Origin of the sequence: Bifidobacterium catenulatum subsp. kashiwanohense JCM 15439 = DSM 21854 (genome assembly GCF_001042615.1) — a bacterium.
GTDB classification, from domain to species: Bacteria; Actinomycetota; Actinomycetes; order Actinomycetales; family Bifidobacteriaceae; genus Bifidobacterium; species Bifidobacterium catenulatum.
In genome coordinates this window covers 1,124,912-1,141,254 of the sequence record NZ_AP012327.1, presented here as the reverse complement: position 1 = coordinate 1,141,254, position 16,343 = coordinate 1,124,912, and the positions used below count along the sequence as shown (strand labels likewise).

Genomic DNA, 16,343 nt, shown 5'->3' with positions numbered 1-16,343 from the left:
CACGGCGTCTACGTCAGCGCCCCAAATGCCCGCCGTTCTCCCACACGTTCGCCGCCTCCATGGCGGGATCGGTTTCCGGCAGACGGTCGAGCACGCTTGACGCGAACCGATCCGAGGCGTCGTAGCCGATGGCCTGTTCGGCGAGTTCCCGCGCCTTCTCACCGTCGCCCATGGCGAGGCTGAGCATGGCCTTCAGGCCGATGATCCGGTAGCAGGCGTCCGTCGGCGCGTTCGCCTCCAACGGGCCGAGGATCCCCATCGCCATGCCGATGCGCGCCGGATCGGGCGTGGTGCCGTTGTCGATCAGCCGGGAAAACAGCAGGTCGGTGTTCACCATGCCGTCCGGCGTATTGATGCGTTCGCGCAATGCCGGAAGGGACAGGGGAGCGTTCTCGGCCAGTATGTCGCTGGCGATCATCATGCACGTTGATTCGGGCGCGAACTGCATCATCACGCCCAATACGGCGAGCCGGTTCGCGTCGGACGACCATTCGCCCGTGGAGCGTTGTTCGGCCATGAGCTTCGACCAGTCGTAGGCTGCCGCGTTGCGCCAGGTGGTGCGCACATGTTCCGAGAATCCGTCGTAGGTCATGCCCGAGTCCAGATATTCGTGCGTGGCTGCGGTGATCAGCTCGTCCAACGGCGGTTCGTCCGTATCGGCGGCTGTGGCCTCGCTCTCCACGATGAACGGGATGCGGGGCCCTTCGGAGACCAGGCCGTCCGTTTCCTCCGGCCGCTCCCCGTTGATGCGGTCCGCTTCCATGCGGTCCACTTCGCCGGCGAACCATTCGGAGCCCGCGAAACAGGTGCCGTCCATCGAGGAGAGCACCGGCTGGAGAATGGATGCCAGCTCGTCGTACACGGCATCGGGATTCCCTAGGTCTTCGACGGTTTCCGTCATCTCGTTGTATTCGATGATGCGGTTCGCCAGCCGCACGGCACCGTCATCGGGTCGAACGTCGTCATACGATTCGCCCCAATGCTCGATCCATCCGATCATCGTCTCCCGTGTGATCCGCTCTTCGGCACCGGTGTTCTCCAAAGGCATGTTCGGCTCCTTGACAATCCTCGGCGGCAACCCGCTGTCCCCGCCATGACCCCGATCATCAGTCCAAGGCCATGGCGGGGTGGGGCATGGCGTCTACAGGGTCCTTACAGGTTTCGTCCCGTGCGGCCGGTCAGGTCGTCCACGAGGCCGAGGAGTTCCGGTTCGGGCCAGATGGAGTTGGCGAAAAGGCAGTCGTCCGTCAGGGACCGGTCCTTGAATATGGTTCGCGCGTCCTCCCGGATCGAGGCCAGCGAGCCGCCGGCGATCATGCCGGTGAGGTCCTGTGTGCAGTACAGGTCGTATGGCGTGAACCCTTTGCCGTTCCAATCGATGTGATGGGTGATCGAATACTCGCATTCGTTCCAGTGCTCCACCCATGGAAGGGCGTGGTCGCCTTCACGGGTGACGACCGAGTAGCGGAACCAGCCCTCGGGAACCTGTATGGCATCGCCGTCATACGGGTCCGTCAGGGAATCGAGGTAGCCGGCGACGATGGATTCGCCGGCATGGAATTCCGCGTACCATGCGAGGTCGGGATTGCGCAGCGCGGCGTGCAGCGAGTCGAGCAGTGCGGCGTCGTTCACCGTGGTCCTTTCACCGGTTTTCCGTTTCCGGCAGGAAGCCGGTGTCGTCGTATATTCTGAACGTTTCGACGGCGTGCGCGACCCGCGCCCTCGATTCGCCATAGGTGGCGGAATCGACCGTCTCACGCCATACGGGTTCACGGGTTTCCGCATTGCCGTACGGCTTGGGCTCGGTGGGGGTTATCGACATTTCGAAGTCCCATGAGGATGCGCCGTGCTCGGCGGGGCGGAAGTCGAGCGTGCTGCGGTTGCCCGTCAGCCGCAGCAGCCGGGATCGCTCGCCGAGCCGGTCGGAGAGTGATGCGGAGCGTGCCACGGTGCGGATCATGCGTTTCATGCCGGTGGCGAGGCGGTCTGTCATCGCAGGGTTCCCTTCTAGGCGTGCCATTTGAGGTTCGTATCGTTGAACCCGCTTTTTTCGAGCGGGCACATCTCCACGTTGATGGGGATTCCGGGCAGTCCTCCCAGTTTGATCAGGAAACGGCCCAGACCCTTGTGCGAGGCATCGGAACCGAAGTTGACCGGGGTGGCCCAATCCTCCAGCATGTCCTCCTCGCGCCGGGATACGGGCAGTCCGCATTCGCCGCGCAGGTATCGGTCCACCTCGATGCGGCTCAAAGCGCCCAGCACCTTGATCTCGCTGCGTTCCACGAAGCCGCGCGCCTTGGTGTTCTGCGCCGGGGTCTCCATGCACATCAGGTCCTTGAACGTGTGCGTGATCATGATCTGGCCTACGCCCCACTGCCTGTTCAGACGGGTGAGCAGGTCGAGCTTTTCGACCATGAGGGGGCTGGCGCGCAAAGCGCGGTGCATCTCGTCCATGATGATCACGTGGTTGCGCCGGGGCTGCAATCCCTCCTCGGCGAGCACGTCGGCGGCGTTCTTCGCGGCGAACGCGCTCGTCCACGTGGTCGCCAGCACGGCGGCGACCACATCGTCGCCCGACTGGGCCAGGGCGCTGATGTCGAAGTCCACGGGCCTGGACAGGTCGATGCGCGCGGTGGTCTGGTCGCCGAACAGACGGCCGAACTTCGTCATGCGGTTCGAGAACCCGTGCAGGTCGGCCAGAAGGCCGCGAACCTGCGCCCTGTAGAGCTCGTCGTTTTCCGGGTCGTCCCAGACCGCCGCCATACGCACCTCGTCGGGCCCTTCCCTCAGCAGGTCTCGCAGGTCCGCGATGACGGGAGGCTGCGGATCGCCGCCATGCCGGTCGTGGAGCACGCGCACGGCCACGGAAAGGATATCGGATTCGCGTGCGGTCACGCCCCTGGCACCGCCCACGTCGTCGGCCTCGCGGCCGGTGCGCATGATCGTCAAAAGCACCTCCATGAGCGCGGCGCGCGTGTCGTTGTAGTAGTCCGTGAGGTCCTTGCGCGCCTCGCCCTCCAAGCGTTGCAGCGCATAATGGAGGTCGCCGGGGTCCAGGGGGTTGACCACGCCGATGCCCGCTCCCAGCCGGATGACCTGGCCGCCGAGCATGTTGACCAGTGAGGCGTAGTCGGGCTTCAGATCGCCGGGGATGATCGCGTTCATGCCCAGGGCGCTCAGTCCCAGCACCTCGCGGCGCACGAACGTGCTCTTGCCGATGGCCGGCAGGCCGAGAAGGAACATGCTCGGCTGTTTGATGATGCCGGCCTTGAACCAGCTGATCGGGTCGCAGCACACGCCGGCACCCGTCATCAGGCTCCGCCCGACCGGCACCCCCTCGGCCGGCAGGGCCATGTCGGTGCCGAACGGCCAGAACCCGCCGCACACCTGGTTCGACGTGCCGAAGAACTCGTCGATCGTGGGCATCAGGGCCGCATAGCCGCCTCCACGCGATCTTCTTCCACGCCACGGCACCGGGGGCACGGGCTCGTCCGGTTTGGCCTTCAACGGTGTGAGCAGCATTGATTCCATGCGAGCCACGGGGTCCGTGGCCGTGGCGCTCGGCATGGTTCCCTTCCGTTTCGACGGCTTCCATGGCATCGGCATCATGTGTCCTCCGTTCAGGACAGGAGCCGGCCGAGGGGGCCGGCTGGAGTGTATGATCTGACGTTCAATCCAAGGGGCAGGCTTGCGGCGAATCCCGTGTCCTGTGCCCCGTAGCAGGGGCGCAGGTCGATCTTCGCGCCGCCTGCGGCCTGTTCCACGGCGCGTGACGCGGCTTCGAGCCGTTGGCTTTCCTGTTCGCCCCTGGACACGGTGACGGTGACGAGCATCCCGAAGAACACCATGACCGCACCCTGGTTCGTTGCGACGGCCTGGCGGTTGGCCTTGCCGATCTGGCTCATGGACCTCACCGTGGCCCGTTTCTCCTGGCTGACCTGGTTCGCGGCCTTCTGCCTGTTCTGCTCGGCCATGAACATCGTCTTGTCGGGCGGCAGCATCCGGTAGAGCACGGTCACTCGCTTGCGGTCGCAGTCCGCCAACGGGGAAAGCAGCCGGGTGAGCGTGTCGGCGGTCACGTTGCTTTTCGGCGGATCCACCATCTCCCATGTGCGGCTCAAACCGGAATCATGCGCGTAATGGCTCCAGCCGGCCTCGTGCATGAGCGGTCCGCAATCCTCCCAGGCGATGTACGGCGGCTCGTCGGATTCCTCGATCGTCTCCTGAGCGGCCGGATCGTAGGCGACGCGGACCATGCGCGTGATCTCCTCCATGCCCAGGGCCCTCGCGGCACCGCCTCCCGCCTGCGCTATCTGCTCGCGGATCGAGGGCAGCAGCAGGCTTATGCGACGCGCGGCCTCCCCGGCCTCCAGGTATTTGCCGTTACGGTCGGTGTAGCGGAAAGTCAAGGTGAGCGTCACATCGTTGGAAGCGCCGCCGGCCGCGTACTGGTCCATGATCTGCGCCATGGCGCGCGCGGCCAGCTCGGGAGCGTCCCTGACGATGCGTCTGCTCAACGTGCGGCGGAACCTCACGCCGGAATCGGGTGCCGTGTCCACGGTCACGGCCAATTGGGTGACACCGGCCTCGGAGGCGAGCGATTCCATGAGCCCGGCCCACGAGGCCACGTACGAATCCTCCACGTCGTCGTCGGCGAGGCTCGCGCCCTGCGGCTGGCATGACAGGAGCAGCGAGTATTCGCCGGTGTGCGAATGCCGCACCAGGCAGAACTCGCCGCCCAGCCCGTCCAGGGCGGAGGTCAGGCCCACCCGTGAGAGGATGCCCGGAAGCATGGCCTCGCCGCCGTCGATCGGCGCGAGCAGGCCGGAACGATACAGGTTAGCGCCGGAACGCTGCGCGGCCATCCACGTGCGTTTCTCCACGGTGCGATCCACCATGTTGCGGTGCTCGCGGTCGCGGATCGCCAACACGAGGATGACGCCCATGCCGACCACGAGGATCGCGATGGCCGCGACCACGCTCGCCATGCTGACCAGCAGCGTGCAGGTCAGCACTCCCATGCCCGCTATCGTCAGCGGGATGCCGATGTTGCGGATGCCGCCCGGCATCGGCCGCATCCAATCGCCGTATGTCGTGTTCGACGCCATGGCTGTCCGAATCTCCTTAACAAAACGTATGCGTCAGAATGTCTTGCCCTTGCGAGTGGTCGAGCGGTCGGCACCGTCCGGGGCGCCCTCGCGGGCGAACCCGCCGGCGTCGCCGTTCGCCCCCTGCGGCCTGTTGCCGCCTGACGGGTCGGGTGATGCGCCATCGGGTGCCGGTGGAACCGGGCTCCCCACACCATTGCCGTTCGCTCCCTGCGGCTTGCCGTCGCTAGCCTTGCGGTTCGCTCCCTGCGGCTTGTCGCCGGTGTTCTGCGGTTCGTCGCCCGTGGGATTGCCGTCCAGCGGCTTGGCTTGCTTGCCGCCGCCGTTCGCTCCCTGCGGCTTTCCGCCGTTTCGGCCGAGCCCGGAAAGCAGTCCGGCCAGGCCGCGACCGGCACCGGGTTTGGCACCGTCCGGTGACGCTTCGCCGCGTCCGTCGCCGCCGCCTTTCCTGCCGCCCTTGCCTCCTGCGGCCTTGCGCACGCCGGCACCGGCCAAAGCGACTCCCATGCCGAGTATGGAGGGCAGGATTCCGCCGCCGCCACCGCCGACCGAGGATTGCACTGCGGGCACGATCACGCGGATCATGGCGGGAAGGAGGATGATGACGCTCAGGGTGAGCATCAACGTTATGGCCTGGCTGTCGTCGCCGGGGCCGGCCGTGGCCATGATCGCCGAGCCGGTCGCCATGACCAGTGCGGCGACGGGCTTGTAGGCCAGGAACGCGGCCAGCCAGCCGATTGTCTTGGCGAAAGCCTGCTTGCCCGATTCCATCCAGCTCATCGCGGCCCACATGGGTGCCACGCCCACGAGGATCGGCAGCATCCCGGCGCGGAAGTAGGCGAATATCTTGCTGATCAGCCCGCAGATCCACATCACGACGGTGAGCACGATGGCGACGGGCGCGCCCAAGTTGAAGAACGAGCTCGCGGCCAGGCTTTTCGATTCCCATGCGTCGCTCATCATGCCGGACGCGGATCTGAGCACGGCGGCGGTCCACGTGTCGAACGTGGCCTGGAACGTGTTGACCAGTCCGGCAAGGCACACGGCGCTCAGGATCGCCCACATGAAGGCCTTGCCCAATGGGATAAGGTCGCGGCCCTCCTGTTGGGTGACGAGCTTCCAGCCGGCGGCGATCACGCCGCACACGGCCGCGATGATCAGGAACGGGTCAACCTGCATGCGGATGTAGTCCGACAGGAAGAACGTGGTGCCGCCGCCCGGCGTCCAGGACGGCAGGCCCGGATTGCCGCCGGACGAGCGGGAGAAGAACGTGAGCGCGATGCTCGCGCACGAGGAGCCGAGCAGCACGCCGAGCAGTATCCAGCCGATGCGGTCGAGCAGACGGCCCTCGCCGCCCTGGCCGATGTTCCACACGATGCGCGCGCTCAGCACGATCAGGCTGATCGCGGCGGCAGCAATGAGCACGCCCTGCGCGATGCGCAGGTACCGGTTCACCGGCGTGAACCATGAATCGTAGTCCGGCGTGGCGTTCGCCTGCAACGTTGATACCGTGTCGTTCGCGGCGACCAGCGTGTTGCGGCTGGTGGACAGCCATTCGATCGTGGAATCCGACTGCACCTGGTACATGTTCCACAGGGTCTTCTCCAGCCAGGAGAGCTTGCGCTGCTTCTGGCACGAGGAATCCTTGTACTCCCATTTGCCCTCGTCGGGCGACTCCTCCTGGTACGTGTTCTCCAACGCATCGCATTGCAGGTTCGGTGCGGCCCGGAACTGGACGCGCGCATGCTTCTTGAGCTCCTTGTCGGTCGGATTCGCGGACACCATTCCGGCACGCACCCAGCCGGCCCGGTACTTGCCGATGACCCATTGGATCTGGCTGGGGCCGATCAGGTCGCCGAGCCTGCCTTCGGGTATCTTCATCACGTAGGTGGTCTGGGTGTCGCTGATCTGCTTGTCTCCGAACGTGAGCTCCTTGCTGAACGATCCGAAGTCGGGTCCGCCGCAGGCGGCGAGGCCCATGAGGCAGGCGAGGGCGAGCAGCAGCGCGCACAGGCGCTGCCGTATGCGTCGAATCCCTTCCATGGCTTTTCTCAGCAGCTTGCGGTGACGGACAGGCCGAGTGCGGCGAGGATGGCGACAGCGCCCGCCCCGAGGAAGATGCCGATCACCCAGTTGACGAGCTTGTCGAACGTGTCGTCGCGGTCCGGCACGCCGTCGCCCTGCTGGCGCAGGATGTGCACGCCGATGCGCACCAGCGCGACCACGCCGATCACCAGGCTCAGCGCCTTCACCCAGCCCAGGGCGGTGGATACCGGCCCCGAGAATCCCGGAGGCAGGCACGGGGTCGGGTCGGAAAGGGTCTCGGCGAGGATCATGTATGTTTCATGCAGCATTGGGTTGTTCCTTTCGTGTTAGGTTCATGCACCATCGTCAGCCGACATGGGCCGTGGCGCGGGGCATGGCGTCTACGTCCCTGACAAGCCGTGAGTACGCGGCCGGATAACGCCGGGGAAACCCGTCGAGCTCAAGCCCTTTGATATGGGGCAGCCGCCACACGCGGACGGCGGATGACAGTTGGATGCGCGCCGCCACCAAAGGCCGGGGCACGCGGGGCACGGGGTCGGTGATGGCCGCGCCCAACAGGATCGATGCGCCGAACAGTCCGGCCGACTGGTCGGCGAGCAGCGCGCGCAACGATTCGAGGCCGCGCCCCGTGCCCATGGCGCACAGGATGATGCGCGAGGGCATGGAGGGATCCTGGCTGACCGGCAGCGCGCGGCCGGCGTCGGCGAAACGTTCCGGATCCGAATGGCGGATCGTGGTGCATCCGGCACCGCCGTGCGCGCCCACCAGCCACACGCGGTCGGTGACGGGTGCCGTGAACGCCGGGATCAACGTGGTCAGTTGTGGCATGGTGTTGGTCCTTTCATAGGCTCGGGTCGGTGCCGGGCAGTTGCGAGGGGTCCGGGTTCGCGGGCACCGACCAGCCCGGAGACGCGGAACCGCCGGTCGAGCCGGCGGAACCGCCGGAGGGATGGTATCCGCCGCCCGTCGGGCCGGAACCCGAGCCCGAAGCGGAGCCGGAGGGCATGTACGAGTACTGTTGCGGTGCCGGCGTGCTCTGCTCCTGCGCCTGCGCCGCAGCCGCTGCGGCCTCCTCCTGCGCTTTCCTTTCCTCGTCGGCCTTGGTCTTCGCGTCGATGGAGGCGGTCACCTTGTCCATGGCGTCGGTGATGGCCTTCTCGTCGCGCTTGTCGATTGAGGCGCGCAGCAGGGCGCGAGAATATTCGTCCTGCACCTTGCCTTCGGAGGAGGAATACAATCGTTCGCCCTGTTCGACCGTATGGGCCAGCCGTGAGGCGAACACCGCCTCCACCGCTTTCCTCACCCGTGCGAGCCGTTTGGCGTTCCGCTTCTCCGTGGATCGCAGCGTGCTCGTGGTGGCCTGCGCCGTTTCCGTGCCGCCTGCGCATGTGGGGATCCGTTCGCCTGCGGCGTATCGTTCGGACAGGTCGTTGAGGGTTTCCAGGGTTTCCGGGTCGGCGAGCTTGTCGGCCGTGACCGCTTTCGCCTGTGCGAGCCGGTCGCCGTCGAGATATTCGGCCAGCTTCCGTTCGGCTTTCTTCGCCGCTGCGCGCGCGGCGGCGCAGTCCGCCGTCGCCTGTTCCAGCTCGCGCGCGGCCGTGGCGGATTCATGCGATTCCCACGCGGACATGCCGGCGACCGTGACGCAGGCCGCGAGCAGGATGCCGCCCGCGGTCGTGGCCATGCGCCTCCATTCGCGCACGGGCATGGCGGCATCCTGTTCGCCGACCGGCGTGAGGTCGATCGTGTCGGCGAGATCGGCCGGCTCCACGGCACCGCCGACGTGCTGCGGTTCCGATGCCGGAGCACCGGCCGGGATATCATTCCCCACCGGATTCGAGGCCGATGGCAGCGGGCCGATCTCCCACGGATCGACGGCCGTGTTCGCCCGGACTTCGCTTCCGGCGTCGTCCACGCATCGCGCATCCGGCTCCGCTTCGGGCTCGGGTTCGGGTTCGGCCGGTGGCCGGCGTTCCGGTTCCTGTGCCGGTTCGATGGCGACGGCGGTGCCGGCGGCGACCATGGGGCCGATCTCCCATGGGTCCGTGCCGGAGGTGTTCATCGGTTCGGGAAGAGGCGCTGGCGGAGGCTCGGGCGGTCCGGCGCGGTGGCGGCCATGCCGTCGGCGGCGTCGGCCTGCCGTTCGCGCAGCTGCCGCTGTTCCATGACCCATGCGGGATGCTGGCCGTGCTCGTGCGCGTCCATGAGGCAGCGCGTGACCTCGCCCTCGGGCGAAACCGCCGCGAGCCGGCCCAGATGGCCGGTGAACGCGGCTTCGGGATCGCCCTGCATGAAGCTCATGTACGCGGCCGCCTCAAGCATGCCCTCCCTTCGCGCGGAATCCGGGATGCTGTTGGACAGCCGCCACAGCAGTGCGGGTATGTCCTGGTGGAACTCGCTGTTGGCTATCTCGCGCACGTTGTAGTCGGCCTGGTACCACGGTTTGACCTGGCCCGAGGCGAACAGGGGTATGGCGCGCGGATCATGCTCGGCGACCATGAGGAAACGGGCGCGCTCCAGGCCCGGCGATATCAGCTTCGCGCACACGGCGTCGCGCAGCCCCGTGTCGCCGGACAGCGACGCCAGCAGCCCCGCCGTGGCATGGTCCTTTTCCGCGTCCGCGCCGATGCGGTATTGTCCGGCGCGCAGCGAGTCGAGAAAATCGAATACGGCCAATGCGGTTTGCCTGTCAGCCATGTGCAACCTCCAGAGGAATGATGATGGTGCGAACAATGTCAGAGTCGATGATGCGCCGGGTCGCGGGCCGCTGCGGGGCGCACCGTCTACAGGCCCCATCGGGAGCACGGCTCCACGGGTCCACGGGTTCCGGGCATGGGAAAGGCCCTCCGCCGGGAGAGGCTGGCGAAGGGCCTGGGGGTTCGCACGCCGCCCGGGGCACGGGATTCGGAAGGTATGCCCCTTTCCGGCATGTGAAGTCAATGGAGGGCGTTCCGGCCGTCATCGGACGACGAGGCCGGAACGCCTCGGGGTCACTTGCCCGCGTTCACGGCCGTGTGGCGGCCGGAACCCTGTGCGCGGTGGCGCTTGCGGAACACGAGCAGGGAGCCGCCGGCGAGCAGCACCGCCAGGGCGCCGCCGGCAAGGCCGAGCACGGCCGTGCCGGTGGAGGCCAACGGCTTGGCACGGTATCCGTTCCAGTCGTCGGTGTTGCTGGCGGTCTGGGTGTCGGCGCACAGCTGCTTGCCGTCGATCTCGGTCACGTCGCCGGTGGAGTATTCCGGATCGGTGTCTTCGCCGGACTCGTCGTTGAACGGGTCGCCGTTGGACGGCGCGCATTCCACGAGCGGGGTGCCGGTGACGATGGCGCGATCCGTGTGGGTATCGCCTTCCTTGACGCCCTTGAGCGTGCCGGTCACGCTGACCGATTCGCCCGGCTTGAGCACCAGGGTGTCCCAGTCGGCGGGATAGGTGAGCGAATCCATGTCCACGTGCGCGTCGCCGACGATGGTGGAGTCGTCGAGGTTCAGGTCGCTTGCCTTGAACCATGCGCCGTCGCCGGTGGCCGGGTCGGTCTTGGAGGTGTTGGTGATGATGAACGTGATGCCGATGTTGTCGGCGTCCATCTTCAGCGCCTGCTTCGGGTCGTCGCGGTCCGCCTGCTCCTGGCCGTCCTGCTTGAGGGTCGGGGTATCGACCTTTTCGAGGTGGATGCTCGGGGTCATGTCCGGGGTCTTGGTGACGACCTTGTTGGATTCGCGCGGCTGGCCGTTGATGGTCTCGGTCCACGTGTTGGGCACCTCGTCGGCCACGGCGATGCGCTTGCACTGGAGGTAGAGCACCCAGCCGGCCTCGTGCTCGTTGTCGGCGCTCACCAGGTCGAGGTAGGCCTGGGTCGCGTTGACCGTGACCTTGCCGTTGCCGTCGGCGTCCACGGCGAACAGGTTGCCGCCGAACTTCGAGGAGTCGAAGCCGCTGCCCGCGATCTTCTCGCCCCTGGCCGCGAGCACCTGGCCGTCCCTGTACAAATCACGCGAGGCGTAGACGGCCCAGTTGCCCAGGTACTGGTCGTACTCGGTGGCCAGCTGGTCCGTGCCGCCCCAGTCCGTGACGGTCTGGTAGGCGCGGTCCGGGGGCAGGATGCTGGAATCCAGTCGGTAGAGGAACGTGTGGTTCAGATACACGCTCTTGCCGTCGATGCTGTCGCCGCCGACCTGCACGGTCACGTCCTTGGTCGGGTTGATCTCCTTCAGCGGGTTGGTGACGGTGTTGGTCTTGTCGCGCTTGTCGTTCGTGACCTGCGTGGCGGTGTTCTCCACCGTGTGGCCGTCCTTGACCTTGGTGACGGTCATCGGCATGACCACCTGGTAGGTGTGGCCCAGCAGCGACTGGTCGATGCTCGGGTCCTTCAGCGGGTCGTAATCCTTGTCGGACTTCTCGCTGTACGCCTTCAGGTCGCCGGGCTGCGGGTCGCCCTTCACGGTCTCGCCGGTCGCGGGGATCTGGGTGTCCACGGTTTTGGCGAAGGCGTAGAGCACGCCGTCCTTGTCCTGGATGTTGAACTCGCCGGTGCGGTCCCTGCCGGTCTCGTCAAGGATCTCCACGTGCTTCGCGTCGAGGGTCAGGTACTCCTGGTCGTAGTCGTCCGTCATGCCCAGTCGCCATACCTTGTAGGCGGTGTCGGTGAGCCTGGAGGCGTCGATGTTGACGCGGTAGTACACCTTGTCGCCCAGCAGCGCGGTCTTGCCGTCGATGTTGATGGTCGGGTCCTTCTGCGTGTCCTGCTTGGAGGGCTTGATGACCGGCGGCTCGTTCTCGACCTTGTTGGACGGGGTGACGCCGTTGTTGACGGTCAGCGCGGCCTTGTTGCCGACGGTCTTGTCGGTCGGCGCGTCCTCGTTCACCTTGGCCTCGAAGCGCAGCAGCACGCGCGGGTTGGAGCCGGCCTTCCAGTTGGCGGCAACCCAGTCCTTGGCGAACGTGGCCTCGAACGAGTGGTTGGCTTCGTCCCACTGCACCTTGTAGGCGCTCTTCGGGATGATGCCGCCGGTTCCCAGGTCGGTGATCTCCAGGGTCTGCTTGTTCGCGGTGGTGTACTCGGAATAGGTGTCGCTCAGCTTGATGGCGGTCACCGAATATGCCTGGTCCGCAGGGATCCGCGGGTCCACGCGCACGGTGTATTCCACGGTCTGGCCGGGGAACACGGTCTTGGTGTCGATGCTGGACTGGTCGCCGCCCTGGGAGGATTCGGCGATGACCTGCTTGTGGATCGGGGGCACGGTCACGCAGATCTTCGGCGTGTTGGTGTCCACCGTGCTGCCGCCGACCGTCTGGCCGCCCTTGTTGTCGAGGTCGTCGCCCTTCGGGTCCACGCACGTGTTGAGCTCGTCGCCCTCGGACTTGCCGTAGGATTCGAGCAGCTTCACGGTGTCGAAGTTCACGTCGAACGGGATCACGACGCTGATCTGCTTCGCGGTCTTCAGATCCTTCTGCGCGGCCTCGTAGGAGTCCTTCGCGCTGACCGTGACCTTGGTGCCCTCGGCGGTGATGTCGAACTGGTCGGTCACGTCCCTGCCGGTCTTGTTCAGGTCGTTGACGCTGGCGTTGGCCTCGTCGGCGGTGTCCTGCTCGTAGACCTTGATGTTGGAGGTGTCCTTCAGGTCGAGGATGCTATCGACGTTGGCGAAGTCGTCGGCCCACGCGATCTCGGGCACGCGGCCCAATCCGGTGGGCAGGGTGCCGGAGATGACCGCCGCCACCTCGTCGCCGAGACGGTAGTACTTGTCGTCGCCGCCCACCTTGTCGCTCTTGGTCGGATCGACGGTCAGCTGCCACTTGCCGTCAACCTTCATGGCCCACGCCTTGTTGGGGTTGGGCGTCCACACGAACACCGGCGGCTCGTTGGTCGGTCGGGTCTCGTTGTTCCACTTCTCGTACGCCTTGTTGGTCAGCTGGATCTTCTTGCCCTCGGTGGCACCCTTTTTGATGGTGCCCGTCAGGTAGAACCTGACCTTGCTCGCGCTGTTCCTGAACATCGTCTTCGCGATGTAGGCGGACTTCGCGGTGGCGGTCGCGGTCCCGGCCTTCCGGTCGATCGCGATGGTGAAGTTCGCGGTCTCGTCCTTGCCGTCAACGAACACCTTGCCGGACTTCCAGTCGATCCACTGGTTCGAACCGGTCAGATCATCGGTGATGGAATAGGATGCCAGCGGGTTGAGCAGGTGCGCGGGGATGCTGCCGTTGACGACCACGCCCACCTGGTCGCCCACGAGGAACGTCTTCTGATCGACGCCCTGCTGGTTGGTCCATTTCCTGTCCTCGGCCACGAGAGCGCCGGACTCGTCCAGCACCCACACCTTGTCCGGGGTCGGCGTGACCTTGCCCACGCTGTCGCTGTTGCCGGTCTGGCAGTCGGCCAGGCTGCCGGTGCCGTTGTCTCCGTTCCAGCACGCCACGGAACCGTCGTTGATCTCGTAGTCGCCGCCGGTGGGCTTGGCCGACTGTGGCACGTTCAGCGTGTAGAGGCCGGAATGCGGGGCGGTGGCGTGCGCCTTGACCACGCGCTTGCCATCGATGGAATCGTCGATGGAAATGTCCGCCGGCACGATGTTGCCGTTCGCGTCGGTCACGGTCACCTTGCTCACGTCGTCCTGCTCGGTGCCGCCGATCACCACGTCCCTGGTGTCGATCGTGTCGTAGATCCAGAACTTGCCGGAGGCGTTGGAATGCGCCTTGATGTGCGCCGTGTACAGCGAGCCGGACGCGATGGAGTCGTTGCCGTCCCGCACCGTGTCGCCGGCCCCGTTGGTCAGCCATTTCTCGGGCGGGGTGGTGGTCTTCTCGCCGGACTCCTTGCCGTCGTTCTCTCCCTTGTGGGAGACCGCCTCGGCCATGTCGCCCTGCTTCGCCACGTCAACGTCCCACCAGCGCTTGCCCGCAGGCCACGACTCCCACGAGGCGTCCATGTCCTTGAAGGACGCGCTCACTGTGGCGCTGCCCTTGTTGGATGCGGTGAACTGCTTCGCCACCGTCTTCTCGGTGCCGTCAATGCCACGCCAGTGCAGGGTCGCGGTGCCGTTCACGTTCTCGGTCTTCGACCCGTCGCTGGACAGGGTGATCACATCCGAGGCGTCCTTGGTGTCGCCCGCCTGGCCCGACATCTCCGCAGCCTGCGTGCTCACGCTCAGATGATAGGTCGGTGGTGCCGGCTGGTACTTGTCCAGCACGATCACCACGATCGAAGGCTTCGAGGAGGCCTCCACGTTGCGACGCATGATCGCATCAACACTGTTCGACGGATCATCTGAGAATGGGGTTGCGGTGCCATATTCCTGAGTGCCCGCATAGTAGTACTTGTATGGCGCTACATATGTGTTCCAGTTGTCGTACCAGCCGCCGGGTAAAGAGGGCGAATAGTAACCGGTGCCGTTGTAGATGAAGCTGCGGCCTGAGATGTAGGGCACCGCGCCGACCGCGACCACTCGGCAGTCACCATCGCCCTCGCCGGGATGTCGCTGCCGGAAACCGGTCTCGCATTCCGTGCGGGCCTGGTCCAATGCGGCCTGCGCCTTCGTGACGCCATCGCCCTGCAACGCGACGCCGGCATTGTTCATGGCGGCGCGCACCGAATCAAGACTCGTGGCCGGACCCCACGAACCACTGGTGTCGTCCTTGTACTGCCAGAATTGCAATACGTCCATGTTTCCGCCCGCGCCGGGCTGGTTGCCGCCGCCACCGCCCGCGAACGCGGTCGATGCGACGACGCCGCCGGCACCAAGCGTGGCGATCGCAGCCACCGCCGCGACGCCGGCCTTCATCATCTTCCTGCCAAAGTTCAAATGAACCTCCGTTAACATTGTCTGTTCATCCCCTCCCCTCAAACTTTCCGGTCATGGCCCCGCCGCCTTTTTTCAAGGGGTGGCGGGGCTTCCGACCGCAGGAATAACGGGAGGTAGCCGCCGGTTGGCCCGGCAGCCACCAACAAGCCTCACAGACGACACGCCGAACCACGGAGCATGGCGTCTACAAAAATCCGGAAGTATTTCCCGGCAACACGGGCACACGGGAATGCGGGGACACGGGTTCACGGGGAAATGGGTTTCCTTTGCGAAATCCATGGAAAAGGCCCGTACCGGTTTCCCGATACGAGCCATAATCAGCCAATCGTCAATCAGTGATGGTAGTAGCCATCATCCTTGCCGGTGCAGCTATTGCCGCAGCCGTAAGAGCCGTTGAGGTTCGGCTTCGGGGCGGAGCCGCCGGCCGGGCCGGAGCCGGACGTGGAGCCGGAGCCGGTGCCGCCCGATGTGGTGCCACGGTATGTGTTGGAGCCGGAAGCGGAGCCTTCCGTGCGCCTGTACGCGCCGCCGGAGTAGGAGGAGCCGCCGTTGTAGGCGGATCGGGCCTGCGCCTGAGCCTGGGCGGCCGCTGCGGCGGCTTGCGCATCCGCGTCCGTCTTTGCCTGGACGCTCGCGTTCACGCCATTGATGGCATCCTCCACCGTCTTGCGCGCCCCGTCGATCTTCGCCGGATCGTTCCCGTCCTTCAGCCCGTTCGCCGCGTCGATAGCGTTCGACAATGCGTCGCGGGTGGCGTTGTCCGCGACCTTGCCGTCCGAATCCGCGAGCAGCCTCGACGCCTCGTCCAGCTTCGCCGTCAGATTCGTTTTCGCGGTTTCCAGCCTCTTCGCTGCCTTGGATTCGGTGACGGCCCTCACCGCCTTCGACAGGCTCTTCTCGTGGGTCCCGTACCAGTCGGCCTGTTCATTGAGCTTCACGGTGGCGGCATCCAGTCCTTGCGCGTCTTCGGCCACGCAGCCCTCGTATTCGGGTGCCATGGCCTTGAGCTCCTTGCCCAAGGATTCGACGGTCTTCGAGTCCTCGACCTGTTCGGCCTTGACGGCGGCGGCATCGGCGGCATCGCCGTTGAGCAGCGCGTTGTATTCGTTGGCATTGTTGCGCACGGTGTCGGCGGCGGCGGCGCACGTTTCCTTCGCCTGCGCGAGCTTCGCGCCGCTGTACGTGTTCCAGCCGATGATGCCGGCCACGACCAGCACGACCGCGCAGATGGCGGCGATCAGGGGCAGCAGCCACTTCGGCCGTTTCCTTTCACCCGTGCTTGGCTCCGTGATGTTCTTGGCGGGTGTTTCTACGGTTTCGAGGATTTCCATCTTGTCGTTCTCGTTTTCGGGGTTCATTGTCGTTCTCCTTGTTTTGATTGGATTGTGGCCCG

13 protein-coding genes are annotated in these 16,343 nt (G+C 65.9%); 1 reads left to right on the top strand and 12 read right to left on the bottom strand.

Annotated elements, in window-relative coordinates; genetic code table 11:
• Positions 1–13: 13 nt before the first annotated feature.
• The 11 genes from BBKW_RS04930 to BBKW_RS04880 all read right to left on the bottom strand — a co-directional run bounded on the left by BBKW_RS04930 (position 14) and on the right by BBKW_RS04880 (position 14,575).
• On the bottom strand, positions 14–1,048 hold the full coding sequence (locus BBKW_RS04930) for a hypothetical protein (RefSeq protein ID WP_033501936.1): 1,035 nt from the start codon (positions 1,046–1,048) through the stop codon (positions 14–16).
• Between the two features lie 104 nt (positions 1,049–1,152).
• Complete coding sequence (locus BBKW_RS04925; protein WP_033501937.1) at positions 1,153–1,632, bottom strand: hypothetical protein; 480 nt, start codon at positions 1,630–1,632, stop codon at positions 1,153–1,155.
• Positions 1,633–1,642: 10 nt separating this feature from the next.
• Entirely contained in the window at positions 1,643–1,993 is a 351-nt protein-coding gene (locus BBKW_RS10710) for a hypothetical protein (protein WP_033501938.1), read from the bottom strand.
• A gap of 14 nt (positions 1,994–2,007) precedes the next feature.
• On the bottom strand, positions 2,008–3,567 hold the full coding sequence (locus BBKW_RS04915) for an ATPase (RefSeq protein ID WP_081962307.1): 1,560 nt from the start codon (positions 3,565–3,567) through the stop codon (positions 2,008–2,010).
• Between the two features lie 53 nt (positions 3,568–3,620).
• Entirely contained in the window at positions 3,621–5,108 is a 1,488-nt protein-coding gene (locus BBKW_RS04910) for an SCO6880 family protein (protein WP_033501939.1), read from the bottom strand.
• Positions 5,109–5,141: 33 nt separating this feature from the next.
• Entirely contained in the window at positions 5,142–7,151 is a 2,010-nt protein-coding gene (locus BBKW_RS04905; RefSeq protein WP_033501940.1) for a proline-rich domain-containing protein, read from the bottom strand.
• A gap of 8 nt (positions 7,152–7,159) precedes the next feature.
• On the bottom strand, positions 7,160–7,462 hold the full coding sequence (locus tag BBKW_RS04900; RefSeq protein ID WP_033501941.1) for a hypothetical protein: 303 nt from the start codon (positions 7,460–7,462) through the stop codon (positions 7,160–7,162).
• A 37-nt stretch (positions 7,463–7,499) separates the two neighbouring features.
• The gene (locus BBKW_RS10705) at positions 7,500–7,982 is read right to left on the bottom strand and encodes a hypothetical protein (RefSeq protein ID WP_033501942.1); all 483 of its coding nucleotides are present in this window, start codon (positions 7,980–7,982) and stop codon (positions 7,500–7,502) included.
• Positions 7,983–7,995: 13 nt separating this feature from the next.
• Positions 7,996–9,216: a hypothetical protein gene (locus BBKW_RS10700; protein WP_033501943.1), complete on the bottom strand. Its 1,221-nt coding sequence runs from the start codon at positions 9,214–9,216 to the stop codon at positions 7,996–7,998.
• The gene (locus BBKW_RS04885) at positions 9,213–9,851 is read right to left on the bottom strand and encodes a hypothetical protein (protein ID WP_016462873.1); all 639 of its coding nucleotides are present in this window, start codon (positions 9,849–9,851) and stop codon (positions 9,213–9,215) included. Before BBKW_RS04885 ends, BBKW_RS10700 begins: the two co-directional genes overlap by 4 nt.
• A 293-nt stretch (positions 9,852–10,144) precedes the next feature.
• Positions 10,145–14,575 (bottom strand): LPXTG cell wall anchor domain-containing protein, encoded by a 4,431-nt coding sequence (locus tag BBKW_RS04880; protein ID WP_231858522.1) that lies wholly within the window; start codon positions 14,573–14,575, stop codon positions 10,145–10,147.
• 45 nt (positions 14,576–14,620) lie between these two features.
• Between BBKW_RS04880 and BBKW_RS10920 the strand changes: the two genes are divergently transcribed.
• On the top strand, positions 14,621–14,965 hold the full coding sequence (locus tag BBKW_RS10920) for a hypothetical protein (protein WP_231858521.1): 345 nt from the start codon (positions 14,621–14,623) through the stop codon (positions 14,963–14,965).
• A gap of 317 nt (positions 14,966–15,282) precedes the next feature.
• On the opposite strand, the gene BBKW_RS04875 is transcribed toward BBKW_RS10920, so the two are convergent.
• Complete coding sequence (locus tag BBKW_RS04875) at positions 15,283–16,308, bottom strand: FIVAR domain-containing protein (RefSeq protein WP_034255113.1); 1,026 nt, start codon at positions 16,306–16,308, stop codon at positions 15,283–15,285.
• Between the last annotated feature and the right edge of the window lie 35 nt (positions 16,309–16,343).

What these genes read in the sequence shown, in the direction of transcription:
- BBKW_RS04885 (WP_016462873.1), bottom strand. Translation starts at nt 9,851, where the DNA reads ATGGCTGACAGGCAAACCGCATTGGCCGTATTCGATTTTCTCGACTCG.
- BBKW_RS04930 (WP_033501936.1), bottom strand. Translation starts at nt 1,048, where the DNA reads ATGCCTTTGGAGAACACCGGTGCCGAAGAGCGGATCACACGGGAGACG.
- BBKW_RS04915 (WP_081962307.1), bottom strand. Translation starts at nt 3,567, where the DNA reads ATGCCGAGCGCCACGGCCACGGACCCCGTGGCTCGCATGGAATCAATG.
- BBKW_RS04905 (WP_033501940.1), bottom strand. Translation starts at nt 7,151, where the DNA reads ATGGAAGGGATTCGACGCATACGGCAGCGCCTGTGCGCGCTGCTGCTC.
- BBKW_RS10710 (WP_033501938.1), bottom strand. Translation starts at nt 1,993, where the DNA reads ATGACAGACCGCCTCGCCACCGGCATGAAACGCATGATCCGCACCGTG.
- BBKW_RS04900 (WP_033501941.1), bottom strand. Translation starts at nt 7,462, where the DNA reads ATGCTGCATGAAACATACATGATCCTCGCCGAGACCCTTTCCGACCCG.
- BBKW_RS04875 (WP_034255113.1), bottom strand. Translation starts at nt 16,308, where the DNA reads ATGAACCCCGAAAACGAGAACGACAAGATGGAAATCCTCGAAACCGTA.
- BBKW_RS10700 (WP_033501943.1), bottom strand. Translation starts at nt 9,216, where the DNA reads ATGAACACCTCCGGCACGGACCCATGGGAGATCGGCCCCATGGTCGCC.
- BBKW_RS04910 (WP_033501939.1), bottom strand. Translation starts at nt 5,108, where the DNA reads ATGGCGTCGAACACGACATACGGCGATTGGATGCGGCCGATGCCGGGC.
- BBKW_RS10920 (WP_231858521.1), top strand. Translation starts at nt 14,621, where the DNA reads ATGTCGCTGCCGGAAACCGGTCTCGCATTCCGTGCGGGCCTGGTCCAA.
- BBKW_RS10705 (WP_033501942.1), bottom strand. Translation starts at nt 7,982, where the DNA reads ATGCCACAACTGACCACGTTGATCCCGGCGTTCACGGCACCCGTCACC.